The 14,483-nt window shown below is 42.6% G+C and carries 7 protein-coding genes, 2 pseudogenes and 1 CRISPR repeat array; of the genes and pseudogenes, 4 read left to right on the forward strand and 5 right to left on the reverse strand.

The features are described from left to right. Positions 1 to 30 precede the first annotated feature (30 nt). Positions 31 to 2,196, forward strand: a complete 2,166-nt coding sequence (locus D0A37_RS27725; RefSeq protein ID WP_242719449.1) for an ATP-binding protein — start codon at positions 31 to 33, stop codon at positions 2,194 to 2,196. A 120-nt stretch (positions 2,197 to 2,316) separates the two neighbouring features. Here the strand turns inward: D0A37_RS27725 and D0A37_RS27730 are convergent, their stop codons facing one another. Continuing rightward, the gene (locus tag D0A37_RS27730; RefSeq protein ID WP_242719451.1) at positions 2,317 to 3,672 is read right to left on the reverse strand and encodes an O-antigen ligase family protein; all 1,356 of its coding nucleotides are present in this window, start codon (positions 3,670 to 3,672) and stop codon (positions 2,317 to 2,319) included. A gap of 33 nt (positions 3,673 to 3,705) precedes the next feature. On the opposite strand from D0A37_RS27730, the gene D0A37_RS27735 reads away from it, so the two are divergent. Then, positions 3,706 to 5,136, forward strand: a complete 1,431-nt coding sequence (locus tag D0A37_RS27735) for an SLBB domain-containing protein (protein WP_242719453.1) — start codon at positions 3,706 to 3,708, stop codon at positions 5,134 to 5,136. Positions 5,137 to 5,161: 25 nt separating this feature from the next. Beyond that, the gene (locus D0A37_RS27740; RefSeq protein ID WP_242719455.1) at positions 5,162 to 7,393 is read left to right on the forward strand and encodes a GumC family protein; all 2,232 of its coding nucleotides are present in this window, start codon (positions 5,162 to 5,164) and stop codon (positions 7,391 to 7,393) included. Between the two features lie 378 nt (positions 7,394 to 7,771). Here D0A37_RS27740 and D0A37_RS27745 read toward each other — a convergent pair whose 3' ends face one another. Both D0A37_RS27745 and D0A37_RS27750 read right to left on the reverse strand, forming a co-directional pair. Further along, the gene (locus tag D0A37_RS27745; protein ID WP_242719457.1) at positions 7,772 to 8,671 is read right to left on the reverse strand and encodes a S1 RNA-binding domain-containing protein; all 900 of its coding nucleotides are present in this window, start codon (positions 8,669 to 8,671) and stop codon (positions 7,772 to 7,774) included. Between the two features lie 99 nt (positions 8,672 to 8,770). After that, positions 8,771 to 9,337, reverse strand: a pseudogene (locus D0A37_RS27750) (dienelactone hydrolase family protein); the annotation flags it as partial. A 184-nt stretch (positions 9,338 to 9,521) separates the two neighbouring features. Between D0A37_RS27750 and D0A37_RS27755 the strand changes: the two are divergent. Further along, positions 9,522 to 10,477 (forward strand): IS630 family transposase gene (locus tag D0A37_RS27755; RefSeq protein WP_242715677.1). Its coding sequence is split into 2 segments (ribosomal slippage): positions 9,522 to 9,855 and positions 9,855 to 10,477, totalling 957 coding nucleotides; the frame shifts between segments, so codons are not numbered across the junction. Positions 10,478 to 10,485: 8 nt separating this feature from the next. Here D0A37_RS27755 and D0A37_RS27760 read toward each other — a convergent pair. Then, positions 10,486 to 10,668, reverse strand: a pseudogene (locus D0A37_RS27760) (dienelactone hydrolase family protein); the annotation flags it as partial. Positions 10,669 to 11,751: 1,083 nt separating this feature from the next. After that, positions 11,752 to 13,151: direct repeats of the CRISPR family, unit length 37 nt; unit sequence GCCGGAAAATACCTAAAACCCTATCAGGGATTGAAAC. A gap of 82 nt (positions 13,152 to 13,233) precedes the next feature. Continuing rightward, positions 13,234 to 14,436, reverse strand: a complete 1,203-nt coding sequence (locus D0A37_RS27765) for a glycosyltransferase family 4 protein (RefSeq protein ID WP_242719459.1) — start codon at positions 14,434 to 14,436, stop codon at positions 13,234 to 13,236. Between the last annotated feature and the right edge of the window lie 47 nt (positions 14,437 to 14,483).

Consider the following 14,483-nt stretch of genomic DNA (forward strand, 5'->3'; position numbering starts at 1 on the left):
CTTTTAATATTGAACTGGTGAACTGGTGAAATGCTGGCCATACTAAACAAAATCGGAGAAATTATTGCCCGCTGGTGGTCGGATTTTACCCTCCAGACCCGCCTGATGGCCGCTGCTACCCTCGTAGTGTCGTTAATTATGAGTGGCCTCACATTCTGGGCCGTGAATACTATCCAGCAAGACGCCCGACTTAACGATACTCGCTACGGTCGCGACCTCGGCCTGCTGTTGGCGGCAAATGTGGCGCCGCTGATTGCCAATAACGATCGCTCCGAAGTCGCCCGCTTTTCCCGCCAATTTTACAGCAGCACCTCCAGCGTCCGCTATATGCTTTATGCAGACGAAGCGGGGGATATTTTTTTGGGGATACCTTTCTCGGAATCGGAGGTGGAAACTTCCCTGACGCTGCGTCGCCAAATTAAACTTCCGGATAATTTTATCGCCGACATTGAGGCGAGAAATTTAACTTCTTTGCCTTTGGTGCGGCAGCATTTGACGCCAGATGGAGAAGTTACTGATGTATTTGTGCCGTTAATTCATGAAGACAAATATTTGGGAGTTTTGGCGATCGGCATTAACCCAAATCCCGCCGCAGTTATCTCTTCAAATCTGACTAGGGATGTCACTTTAGCAGTATTTGTCACCATTTGGGTGATGGTAATTTTGGGGGCTGTATTTAATGCCCTGACAATTACTCAGCCGATCAAACAATTAGTCTTTGGGGTGAAAAATATTGCCAGCGGGAATTTTAAGCAGCGAGTTGACCTGCCTTTAGGGGGAGAATTGGGCGAGTTGATCGGCAGTTTTAATGAAATGGCCCAGAAACTCGAAAGTTATGAAGAACAAAATATTGAAGAGCTGACAGCGGAAAAAGCTAAGTTACAAACTTTGGTATCAACGATTGCTGATGGCGCGCTTTTATTAGACGCAAATTTGCAGGTGATTTTAGTTAATCCGACGGGGAAGCGGATTTTTGGATGGGAAGGCAAAAAGGCGATCGGAGTAAATGTTCTTAACATTTTGCCTTCGGAAGTGCAGCAGGACTTGGCGAGACCTTTGCAGGAAATAGCTGCGGGCGATCGCGAAGGCGGCGAATTTCGCATCTCTATGAGCGAACCCGTTAACCGTACAATTCGGATTGTTTTAACTACAGTCATTCTGCACAAAGCGCCCGGTGCAGAACCGCTGTGCAAAAGCTGCATCCGCCATGAGGAAGATACCTGTACCGAACCACAACACCCGATAGCTGTAGAGTGTACTTTCTACGAGCAAACCTCCAAGCATCAAGGTTCCGGAAATTACCGAGAAAGTCTCAAAGGCATTGCAATGACAGTGCAGGACATTACTCGCGAAGTAGAGCTTAATGAGGCTAAAAGCAATTTTATCAGCAATGTTTCTCACGAATTGAGAACACCTTTATTTAATATCAAATCTTTTATCGAGACTCTCCACGAGTACGGAGAAGACCTTCTAGAAAGCGAGCGCAGGGAATTCCTAGAAATTGCCAATCGAGAAACCGATCGACTAACTCGTTTAGTTAACGACGTGTTAGACTTATCGCGACTGGAATCCTGCCGAGTTTATCACTTGGAAGCTGTTGACCTCCCGCAAGCTGTGGAACAAACCCTGCGGACTTATCAGTTAAATGCTAAGGATAAAGGCATTGAATTAGAGCAAGAAGTTGACCCGTATTTGCCGCCTGCTTTAGGTCATTACGATTTGTTACTGCAAGTATTTGCAAATTTAGTAGGAAATGCCTTAAAATTTACCCAGTCCGGCGGCAAGGTGGCAATTCGAGCGTATTTGCTAGAGCCGGAGGCGCCCACCCACAAAGATGGTCAATCCGTCAACCACAACTTGTCACCGGATGCCCAACATTTTCCGGTAGTGCGGATCGAAATTTCTGATACTGGAATTGGCATCGATCCCGAAGATCAACAAGCCATCTTCGATCGCTTTTTCCGGGTAGAAAACCGAGTACACACTTTAGAAGGAACGGGATTGGGTCTTTCTATTGTTAGAAACATTATTGACAAGCACCACACTAAAATTAATTTAGTTAGCGAAGTTAATGTGGGTACGACTTTCTGGTTCGACTTGGCAGTTTATCACCCGAAACAAACAGTAGATGTGGAAAATTCTTGGCCAGTGGAAGTAACGGTGGAGAGTGAAACAATTGCGAGTCATGTTAAGTAAGCCCGCTTAATTAAACGTAAAACGCGATCGGTCTTAAAGCCCCGACTTCTTAAAGAAGTCGGGGTTCTGCTTATTTTGTTTAAAGATTCTCCTAATAAGCCTGACCAAATGCTGACATCATCAGTATGGATTATCCTTAGCTGTCCTATCTAAGCTCAATTTTACCGATAAAACTACATACCAACACCAATAAGTACCAGTCCCAAATAATCCCCCCTCGGTCAAATTAGTCATGAGGATAAATGTTAATAAATACAAAGGCAAACCTGACTCCGGAAAACTGCCTTTAACTAGGTATTTTATACCTCTAAATATATTGTTTAAAAATGACCCAATAAACAACAAGAATCCGGCCCAACCCAGTTCGCAAAGTATATCAAGAAAACCATTGTGAGAGTGGGGTGGCACAAAACCAGTTTTAGCTACTATAATTCCGTAAGCGGGGTTCTCCAAGCCACGCCAAGGCTGCCAAAATCCTCGCATTCCATAACCAAATATAGGATTATTTTCATTAACTCGATCAATAATTAAAGGCCAAAAATCGGTTCTGCCTGTTAAAGTCATATCTTTTTTCAAACCATCTACAATAATAGTCTCTAAATTATTTAACACCAAAATACTTATACCTATACTACCGACCAAAAATAAGATAAAGCAGAGAAAAGCCCATTTTATTGGTAATCTTTTTAAAAGGGCTAAATAACTCCACAAACTGATTAATACCACGGTCAAAATCCGACTAGCACCACTACAACCTTTTTGCAATCCTACTAAAGCTATTAAAATGATAAATAATGATAAATAGCGAGACTTGCGATCTTTGAAAGCATATAAAATCCATAAAGAAGCTGTATTAGCCATTTGAAAAGAAAAAGGGTTTTTATGACCTAAAACTCCTGTCCAACAACCGTCCGGCGCTGCATTTGTTTTCACAAGTAACCATAAAGCTAATAAACCAGTTAGCCATCTCAATAATCCATAAATTTCTAACCAACTATAAACTTTCCCTACATAAATAGAAACCAGTGTTATTGCCCACATAGCCAAAATAGCCCTAAAAGTAACTTCAGGAGTTTGTGACCACAAGCTCGATAAAGTCATGATCAATAAAAACAAACCTAAAAAAATGTCTCCTGCTATCCATTTAATGCACATAGAAACAGTTTTTTGGGTGGTTTTAGTTAACCGGGGAAAAAGCATTAATATCATTGCCCCATAAATGCAAACTTGAGCAATCATCGTTGGGGGTGTAGTTTCTAAGTTGTAGAAAACATTAGGATGGAGTTTGGGGAAGGGCATGGCTATGATCCCTGACCCACCAGTCATGGTAAAAAAAAGTATCCCCACAAAAATCTTTTCTAATCTGGCACCCAATTTGGGATGGCGTGCGACTAAGATATAAATAGTCACAAAGACGACCAGCGTTAAACACAATAGCATCAACGCAAACATCGGCACCGTTAAAATATCTTTCATGGCTTTACCTCTATCATAATTTTTTTATTACCTATGAAATGGCTTACTCTCCCTGCTTTTCAACTGCCACTGCTGGCGCTGGTACTCACTTTCTCCTACCCTCAAATCAACCTCGCTCAGTCGCCTGCCCCCGCAACAAGTATTAATACTGACTACTATCTAGGTGGTGGAGACAATATTAGAATTGATATCTACGATCTGCCCCAGCTTAGTGGGGAGTATCAAATTCCCGCTGGGGGAGCTATTCAAATCCCCATTATTGGTAGTATTTCCCTTCAAGGATTAACTTTAGAACAGGCAGCCCAAGTTATTACTAGAGCTTATGGTAAGGTCGTAAAAAGACCTTTAGTTACAATCAGCTTACAAGCAGCCCGCCCGCTTAATATTTGGTTATCGGGTGAAATAAGTCGTCCCGGCTCCTACTTATTGCCCCTAGCTAATGGAGGTGGAACTAGACCATCAATTCAGTTTCCCACGCTTCCTCAAGCTTTAGAAAAAGCTGGGGGTATTCGAGCTAGCGCTGATATTCGACGAGTAATTGTGCGGCGTCGGATCACGGCTAACAAAGAAATAACTATCACTTATAATCTGTGGGATTATTTACAAACTGGTCAGACCAGCCAAGATATCACCTTGCGAGATGGAGATCAAATTTTGGTTCCCCCTCAAGAAACAATTAATTTAGCCGAAACAAATCAACTTAGTGAATCTAATTTTTCTATACCAGCAGAGCAACCCCGTACTGTCTCAGTATTCGGAGAGGTGAAGCGTCCCGGTAGATATGTAGCGATCGGTGGTGATACCCGAAATGGTGAAAGAACTAGCGGACAACCGACCATCATTCGAGCTCTACAACTAGCTGGTGGCATCACATCAATCGCTGATATTAGGCAAATCCAACTCCAACGTTATACTAGAAGTGGCAAACAACAAATTAGAACTATTAACCTCTGGCAATATTTGCAAGAACAAGATACCTCTCAAGATACTATACTACAAGAAGGGGATATCATCTTTGTCCCGACAGCGACGGCGATCGACCCAGGAGAAGTTTCTGTTCTAGCTACTGCTAGCTTTGCTCCGGCGACTTTGCAAGTGAGTGTTGTCGGAGAAGTCAATGCTCCGGGTGGACTCAAATTACCTCCTAATACTACCTTAAATCAAGCAATTATGAGTGCGGGGGGTTTCCGACTAACTCGCGCTAACTCTAGATCCGTGGAACTGATCAGGCTGAATCCTAATGGAACTATATCCCGATCGGAAGTAGCAATTAATTTGAATCAAGGAATCGATGCTCAAACAAACCCACTTATTCAAGATAATGACATAATTATAGTGGGACGTTCGAGGACTGCTACCTTGGTAGACACCATTAACACTGTTCTCACACCAGCTAGTAATATTATTGGTGGAATTCTCGTTCCCACCCGACTGATAGAGCTACTCAGACTATTGGGAAATTAGGAATTAAATAACATACATTTTTGCTATGGATAAAAAACTGTTGTCTTCCCTCAAGAATGACCTTAATGGTCAATATTTGTCTGTTCCCTCCGCTAATTACCTAGCTAGTACCCCAGCAGAGGATGACCAAGTTCTTGATATGAATTGGGTACTAGCTGTCGTCAAACGTCGCCTTCTGGTGATGGGCATAGTAGCTGTCAGTATAGCTACTTTAAGCGGTAGTTTCGTGCTCAGGGCTGCCAAAAAATCTATTACCGAGTATGAAGGAAAATTTACAGTTTTAGCAGAACCCATTACGGCTGACGATCGGCTATCAAAGCTATTTGTCCAATCTCAAAATAACAGTTTAGGCATCACAGACTTGAACAAAATTAAATCATCAGCCGAAGAAGGTTCTTCGGTGGATTATCAAAGTTTATCGCGGGTTTTAAAAAGCCCAGAAGTTTTACTACCATTAGTTAAAAACTTACAGAAAAAATATCCAAACTTTGACTATAAAAATCTCAACAACCGCTTGATTATCCAACGTGTTACTTTCTTGCGAGATGGGAAGCAGGGTGGTACTAAACTCGTAGATATTAGCTACCGCGATCGAGATCCCAAGCGCATCCAATATGTGCTGGATGAAACTGCCAAATATTACCTAGAATATATTGACAAAGAGCGTTTAAGAGTTAGCAAACAAAGTATTGATTTTATCGCTCGACAAATGCCACCACTCCAGCAGAAAGTAGATAACTTGCAACAAGAGTTACAAATTTTAAGAGTTCAGTATAACTTTAATCAACCAGAACTACGCAGCCGCAGCCTATCAGATCAGATAGATAGTGTAGCTAATCGTCGCCTAGAAGTGCAAGGCCAACTGGCAGAAAGTAGGCTTCAATATGAAAGCTACAAAAAAAGATCGTTAACAGGCGATTATCGTTGGATTGTTGATATTAGCCCCAAGTCTTATGAAAATTTAATTGGCAAAGTAAATGAAATAGAGTCGCAAGTAGCTTTAAGCTCTACTCAATTTTATGAAAATAGCCTTCCCATTCAATCTTTGCGGGAAAAGCAGCAAAGTTTGCGTGATTTAATGAAAAGAGAATCTGATACTGTCCTGTTGCAGATGCAATCACAACTAAAACAGTTGGAAGCTCGCGAGCAAGTGATAACTAATAGCCAAAATTCACTGCAAGCAAAAATCACTCAAATGCCCCAAGCTCAACGGCGCTATGATGACATCCAATTGCAACTAGAACTAGCTAAAGATACTCTCAAACTGTTCATCGAAAAACAAAAAACTTTACAACTAGATGCTGGTCAAATTGATGGCTCTTGGCAAATTATATCTAAGCCACAGTTAATCACAAACGAAAATGGTGATCTCTACCCAGTAACAGAAAAACCAACCCGTCGCCACCTAGCGATCGCGATCGTTATTAGCACTTTACTAGGCATTGCTATAGGTTTCCTAGTAGAAGTTTTAAATACTGTTTTCCATACTCCCGAAGAAATTAAATCAGCAACTAAACGCCCTCTTTTGGGAGTCATTCCGATCGCCAAAGCGATGAAAATCAAATCTCGTAGAGGTGAAAGGGTTCCCGCTCAATTCACTAGCGTAACTTCAAATACTAACAGTGCAAGCTTAAAACGAATAATAGTTTCAAATTCCAAAGATTTTCCTGTGATCGAGGCCTTTCACTACTTATACACAAATATTCAATTATTAAATGCTGAACACCCAATAAGTTCTTTAACCATCACTTCAACCCTTAAAGGTGAGGGTAAGTCAACTGTAGCACTTTATTTAGCTAAAACTGCTTCTGCTGTTGGTAAACGAGTATTATTAGTGGATGCTAATATGCGTGTGCCTCAACTGCACACATACCTTGGCTTATCAAATATGAAAGGTTTAAGTAATGTTTTAAGTTCTGATTTAAGCTTAAATGAGGCTATTCAGCGATTACCCGACGATGAGAATCTTTTTGTCCTAACTGCCGGTACTATTCCCCCTGATCCAATTAAGTTACTTTCTTCTAAAAAGATGCACTATTTAATGGAGCAATTCCTAGCTTTATTTGATTTAGTCATTTACGACACACCACCTTTAATGGGTTTAGCAGATGGTCATTTACTAGCCTCTCAAACTGATGGTACAGTGCTGATAGTAAAAATAGAAAAAACCGATCGCGGTCTGGTAAACAAAGCTTTAGATCAACTAAATGTAGCCGATTTTAATGTATTGGGAGTAGTAGCTAATGGGGTTAAATGATGTTCAAATCGAGTTAGAGATGAGAAGGAAGAAGTAAGACTATTTTCGATTGGTTTTAGGTTGTCGAGAGGTGATTATTTGGCGTTGCACAATTTGAGGAGGATTGTTTTGTGGGATGTCCCGCCTGCTTTGACACTACACCGGACGGGCGGGACGCCCATCCCACAAAACAATCAAAATCATCCTGGAATTATGCAACACCGATTATTTACTGGATCTGGGTTGGGAGTTGGCCTATAGTTGGATTTTTTCGGGAAACTGGTATAAAAAGTTGATGTAAAATGCAAAATAAGTAAATCAACCTAATTCAACGTAAAACGATCGCGCTCTTACAGTCCCGACTTCTTAAAGAAGTCGGGATTGTAATTACGTCAAGACTTAAGAAAGAGTCTTTCGAGCACGTTCCGATCGCTCTTCTGCGGTATCCATAACATCCGCCATTTTATCCACCATTTCCCCGGGGTAATTTTCTAGTACCCGAGTAGAAAGCGAAATCCGGCCACGACTTTCATCGAGGTCAAGCACGATCGCTTTCAGGGGTTGACCGGGAGCAAACACCTTTCCAAGGTTATCAATATATTTTTGGCTAACTTGCTTGATGTGCAGCAAACCGCTAACTCCTTCCAAGTCCACAAACACGCCAAAAGGCTTGATGCTGCTGACTTTTCCTTCCACCAACTGACCAATTTGCAAATCCTTGAAAGCATTCGATTGAGTGGCCATCCGCTGGGAAAGTACGAGTTTTTCTCGTTCGCGATCGACCTCCAAAAAATTAACGCTCAAAGATTGACCGATCAGCGATTCTAGATTATCGCGTTCCACTAAGTGCGATCGGGGAATAAAACCGCGCATTCCCTGAACATCTACTGTCACGCCGCCCTTATTCGCCCCAGAAACCCGCACCTGAAGAACTTTACCGGTTTCCTGCAATTCCACTAAATCTTCCCAAGCTTGCTGAATTTGTAACTGCCGCAGGGACAAAGTAACTTGGCCATCTGCATCTTGTTCGCGGATAATCAAAAAGTCCCGTTCCTCGTCCAGCGGAACCACTTCCGACAAATCCGTTATTGTTCTCAAAGCAGCCTCTTCGATCGGCAAAAAAGCCGAAGACTTGCCGCCGATATCAACATACGCGCCGTTTGAGTCGTACTCGAACACTTTGCCGCGCACTACTTGTCCCTTCTGGAACTCGTAATTGTGCTGTTCGAGGGCTTTAGCAAAATCATCCATTGAAAAGGATGCTTTTGCGCTTTGAGAACCTGTAGATTTGGAATTCATGTCAGTTTAGTTGTCAGTTGTCAGTAATTTAGTTGGCAGTCGTCAGTAGAAAAAATTTTCCCACTCTCCCCATCTCCCTATCTCCCCATCTCCCACTCTCTAAGCTGGTTGAAGTTGCTGATGAAATAGCTCCTTCACCTGCACCCACGAGTCGGCTGCTGCCGTAGCGTCGTAACTGCCGCGGTGGTCGCAGAAGAAGCCGTGATCGGCATTGTAGCTGAAAATTTGGTGAGAAATACTGTGTTTTTGCAATTCTGCGGCGATTTGGTCAACTTGTTCTAAGGGAATGCTGGGGTCTTGAGTGCCAAAAAAGGCGTAGAGAGTGCCTTTAATGTCTGCTGTGCGGGCGATCGTCGGGGTTCCGCCGCCGGGGGTTTGGGTGGCGATACCGGCGCCGTAGAACGACGCTGTAGCCTTGATTTCGGGCAAAGTAGCGGCAAGGTAGGCGACGTGTCCTCCAAAGCAGAAACCAATGCAACCAAAACCTTCTGGTTTGACAGAGGGTAGAGTTTTGAGGTAATCGATGGTGGCTTGGATATCGCCGAGAAGTTCGGAAGCTGTGGTTTTTTCTTTGTATTCTCTGCCGATTTGGATGGCTTCGGGGGTGTAGCCGGTTTCAAAGCCGGGGGCTTGACGCTGGTAAATGGCTGGGGCGATCGCCACATATAGCATTTCTTAGAAAGATGAGGTATAATATAACTGACTTAAACGGAGTGAAAAATATAGAACTTCAAAATGTTATACAGCTCTAATTAAATAGGGCGATCTTCGAGCAGTAGTCCCTCGACCCGCAGCAGTCACTAGAATGACAACTATCTCAAATTTTAGCAAGGATCACGCATTAGTAAAAATGAAAACTTATTCGATTGATTTTAGACAAAAAATTATGGATGTGTACCATAATGAACCGCTGTCACAAAGAGCAATAGCTAACCGTTTTTGTGTAGCCCTAAGTTTTGTCCAAAAATTGGTTAAACAGTATCGTGACACCCAAAACATTGCTCCTCGCACTGAGCGATGTGGAGTCAAATTAAAACTGAATGCAGAACAACTGCTAATTTTAGCGGAATTGATTGAAGCAAACAATGATGCAACTCTCGAAGAACTCCGTTATTTACTGTACCAAAAAATTGGTTTTACCATCAGCGTAGCAACGATGGGAAGAATGGCAAAACTCTTAAACATGACTTTGAAAAAAAAACTCTTTTCCCGTCAGACAAAGGCACTGACAGGGTTCAGAACCTGCGATACGAGTTCTGGCAAAAAATTAGAGAAGTTTGTTTCAAAGACTTAATATTCATTGATGAATGTGGAGTAAACTTGGCAATGGTTAGGTTATATGCTCGATCTCTAAAAGGTTCAAGAGCCAAGGGATCAAAACCGAATAAACGCGGAAGAAATGTCTCAATAATTGGAGCTATATCGGTCAAAGAAGTCCTAACATCAGTTAATTTAATAGGTACAACTGATGCAATTACATTTGAGGCTTTTATTATCCGAAAATTAGTGCCAAAGTTATGGAAAGGTGCTTGTGTAGTCATGGATAATTGTACTATTCATACCGGAGAAGAAGTAGAAAAAGCCATCCAAAAAAAAGGGGCTAAATTAATATACTTGTCGCCCTATTCGCCGGATTTCTCCCCAATTGAAAATTTATGGTCAAAACTTAAAAATATTCTCCGTTCTATCAAGACACCTAATTATAAAGAGTTAGCAAAAGCCATAGAGTTTGCATTTAGTGAAGTTACATCAGCAAATATTTGGAATTGGTTTACTCACTGCTGTTATTGTACCTCACCTTTGTAAGAAATGCTATATCCTTCTTTTGCTATTCTTTCAGTAACTTCGCGGATGTGCGAGTTGACGCCAAAGATTTCTTGAATTACGATAACTGCGGGAAATTGTCCTGGGGAGGCTGGTTGGGCTAGGTATGCAGCTATTTGCAAATCCCCGTTAGGAACTGTGATGTTTTTGGTGCTAATTTCGGCTTTTGTCATAGGTAGTTTTAAGGTAAATGCCACTCTACTGATTTTAAGTTAATTTGGGGATTTTTTAGGCAATTCGCCAATAATATTTTTCGGAACCGCGAAGCGCAAATACCGCAAATATGGCAGGTAAAAATTCGCTATTTATTGAAGGTTTAGGTTTTGCTGAATAAGTCGGGGTCGATCGCTCCTAGCAATTAATTGGGGTTAACTCCCGGTAAAATATACGTTTTGGTCTGTGATTTTCTCAAATATAGATTTTGATAAGCCTAGGGTTGAGAATATTTTATCTGGCTTGTTCGTGAGATTTTTTAGATAAGTGTCTAACTCGATTAGCTGTTAAAGATGAGCTAATTATTTTTACTATATCGGAGTATTTTTTAAATTTCTTTGCTTTTTTGTGGGCGGAATCGTTGTGTGTTTTGTGCTAATTTTAAGTAGTTTTTTAGGGCTATATTGCGGTGGGTTGTTGGTTTTTCCTTGAGCTTCCCTTTATGGGCAGTGGATGTAGTACAGTGTGTTTGAGTGTGCTGAATTGAGTGAGACTGAGTATGCTAAGTTACGATCGCCACGCCGAACAAAGTCATCCAACCAGTTGAGGAGATGGATGCAGGCTAGGACTCAAGTCTAAGTTACGATCGCCATTTTGCTTTTTCTATTGCCTTCGTCAATTGATTGCATGCAGGCTAGGACTCAAGTCTAAGTTACGATCGCCACGCCGAACAAAGTCATCAAACCCAAGGAAGACAGTATTTGGTTTTTTCCGCTGTGCGCTTGCAGTCACGCTAAGATCGAACGTATTGGTGGCGTAGATCCCGTTGAGCGCACAATATTTTTTGCTTAGTTTGCGTCAATGGGTAGGTGTTAAAATCGGGCTATCAAATTTTTCGGCTCAAACTCATGTGCAGCAAGAGTTTGATGCCCCTAGTGTAAAAAAAAGATTGACGGAAAGTCTGAAAGCTTTACAGGATAAGGTTTTGGAGTGAGTAGGGAAACTCGGGTATTGACAAGCCGAAGGCTGGAAGGGTACTTTATGTTTTAGATGGACGCAACTGCACCTTGAAAACCAAATACACCCTAGCTTCTGGAACGGGCGCCGGAAAATACCTAAAACCCTATCAGGGATTGAAACCTCTTTCTCGCAATCTTGCCAGAGGATCAGTGATCCGGAAAATACCTAAAACCCTATCAGGGATTGAAACTTTTTAATGGTATTGACATCGGCGGCAACTAAATCAACCGGAAAATACCTAAAACCCTATCAGGGATTGAAACCCCGATCTTAGCAATCGTGAATGGGAGAAGCGATGGGCATCCGGAAAATACCTAAAACCCTATCAGGGATTGAAACTGATATCAAGCAAGATGCTCAGGAAGCTACTGCGTCCGGAAAATACCTAAAACCCTATCAGGGATTGAAACGCACCCAATCGAGACTTCGCCAGCAAGTCCTCGCCCGGAAAATACCTAAAACCCTATCAGGGATTGAAACTGGGAATGTGGAGGAAGAACAGAAACAGCTTGCGCCGGAAAATACCTAAAACCCTATCAGGGATTGAAACCTATCTGCGTGTCTACAATCTCAGGCGTCATTGTAGCCGGAAAATACCTAAAACCCTATCAGGGATTGAAACTTTCGCGATCGGGGAAAACAAACTGGGGAGTCATGCCGGAAAATACCTAAAACCCTATCAGGGATTGAAACGGGATTTGATTCCATCGCTGCGGTTCGGGCACTGCCGCTGCGCCGGAAAATACCTAAAACCCTATCAGGGATTGAAACGCACACATGGGATTCAAACAACTTAAAGAAACGCCGGAAAATACCTAAAACCCTATCAGGGATTGAAACCATCTCTCGCCGCTAACCCGCAAGAAAGATACCGCCGGAAAATACCTAAAACCCTATCAGGGATTGAAACATCCACTGGCCGCGCTGTTTGTAGCTGCGAATGCCGGAAAATACCTAAAACCCTATCAGGGATTGAAACTGTAGTAAGAATTCCGAATTTACTCCTCCTTTAGCCGGAAAATACCTAAAACCCTATCAGGGATTGAAACATTTCATATTTCAGAACCAAGTGTTGGGAGGAATTGCCGGAAAATACCTAAAACCCTATCAGGGATTGAAACATCGCCAGCAAATCTCAGGATGCAGTTATTGTGCGCCGGAAAATACCTAAAACCCTATCAGGGATTGAAACCCACCACTAATCCCACCGTGCCAGATGCCCATAACGCCGGAAAATACCTAAAACCCTATCAGGGATTGAAACTTTGGTTAGTTGTCGGCGCAGTGCTAATTGTGCGATCTCACGCCGGAAAATACCTAAAACCCTATCAGGGATTGAAACTGCAAGAGGTGGAGAATTTACGACCCCTTTTAAAAGCCGGAAAATACCTAAAACCCTATCAGGGATTGAAACCTACTCTAAATTGCATTAGAATTGCTCCTAGTGCCGGAAAATACCTAAAACCCTATCAGGGATTGAAACTTGCTGTTGCTAAACCCAACCGCGACATCTTCTTAAAGCCGGAAAATACCTATTTCCCCATCTAGGGCTTGAAACCTCCAAACTACAAAATTATTGGCTCAAAAATAGACCTCTCCTCTCTCTTTTTATCTCCTCCCATAACCTCAAGCAATCGATCGACTACACGCCTCCAAGTAAAATTTTCAGCCACAAAAGCCGGGCCTGCAACCCTAGCTTTCGCAGCGATTCCCGGCTGTTCGATCGCCCTGCACATCAACTCAATCAAATGTTCCCCCTCTGGAGCTAAGATAAATAAGGTTTCCCCGTCACTCACCACAGCCGTAAATTTACTTTCAATCCGCAGTGCAAAGTTCGATCGCGTAAAATCATCCGTAGGGCCGCCCGCAGTGCAAATAACCGGCAAACCGCAAGCAGCAGCTTCCAACACCGGCAGATTAAAACCTTCTGCCAAATAGGGAGAAACATAAGCATCTGCAGCTTGGTAAAACTCAGCTATTTGAGCAAAAGATAGCTGGGCACCAGTATAAATTAATCTTGGTAAAACCCTCGCTCTTTCCGTATCGTTGAGCATAACTCGGCTGGCTTCAGCAATCTCGTCTCTGGACGGATAAAGCAGTTCAGAACCTTTTAAAACTAATCTGGCATGGGGATATTTGTCAACTACCGCAGCGAAGGCTTTTAATAAAGGGCGAATACCTTTGCGATCGGTTTGTCCTCCGATGTTTAAAAATATAAAATAGTTTGACCAGCCGAAGCTTTGGCGCAGCGATTGACGCCGATCGCCCGAGACAGGATAATAAATTTTAGGATCGACTCCCAAAGGTACAACCGCAATGCGATCGGCCTCAACACCGCTGCGAATTAAGCCGGCTTTTGACCAAGCCGACGGTGTAATAATTTTTACTTCTGAGTTAATCTGAGTTTCTGCGATCGACTTAACCCCGATCGCCTTGAATCCTCTACGGGTAATAATCCCCCATTCTGTGGCTGCAAATACCCAAGTTTCGGCGCTGCTGGATGCCCAGAAGTTCCACGGGCAGTACATTCGCAGCGTAACATCGGCTGACTGATTTACCGCAGGGCTCTTAATGCTGCGAAGTAAGGTTTCATTTGGGCGATCGAACAAACTAATTTTCGTCTCCCAAGCTGCGTCAATGTAGGGCATATCGCGGTGGAAAAGCTCAATTTGTCCTCGCGGGCGATCGAGCATTTCCAGCAGTTGAAATTGATTGACTACGCAATAGGAATGATAAATAAAACGCCAGCCTTCAACAATAATCTGCAATTTACAACTCCCGCTTTTGGAATTAAAAATTCACCTAATAATCAGAA

It is taken from the genome of Microcoleus vaginatus HSN003, assembly GCF_022701255.1.
Classification (GTDB): domain Bacteria; phylum Cyanobacteriota; class Cyanobacteriia; order Cyanobacteriales; family Microcoleaceae; genus Microcoleus; species Microcoleus vaginatus_B.

Bases quoted from the DNA above. Each gene is read 5' to 3' on its own strand.
- D0A37_RS27735 (WP_242719453.1), top strand. From the start codon at position 3,706: ATGAAATGGCTTACTCTCCCTGCTTTTCAACTGCCACTGCTGGCGCTG.
- D0A37_RS27730 (WP_242719451.1), bottom strand. From the start codon at position 3,672: ATGAAAGATATTTTAACGGTGCCGATGTTTGCGTTGATGCTATTGTGT.
- D0A37_RS27740 (WP_242719455.1), top strand. From the start codon at position 5,162: ATGGATAAAAAACTGTTGTCTTCCCTCAAGAATGACCTTAATGGTCAA.
- D0A37_RS27725 (WP_242719449.1), top strand. From the start codon at position 31: ATGCTGGCCATACTAAACAAAATCGGAGAAATTATTGCCCGCTGGTGG.
- D0A37_RS27745 (WP_242719457.1), bottom strand. From the start codon at position 8,671: ATGAATTCCAAATCTACAGGTTCTCAAAGCGCAAAAGCATCCTTTTCA.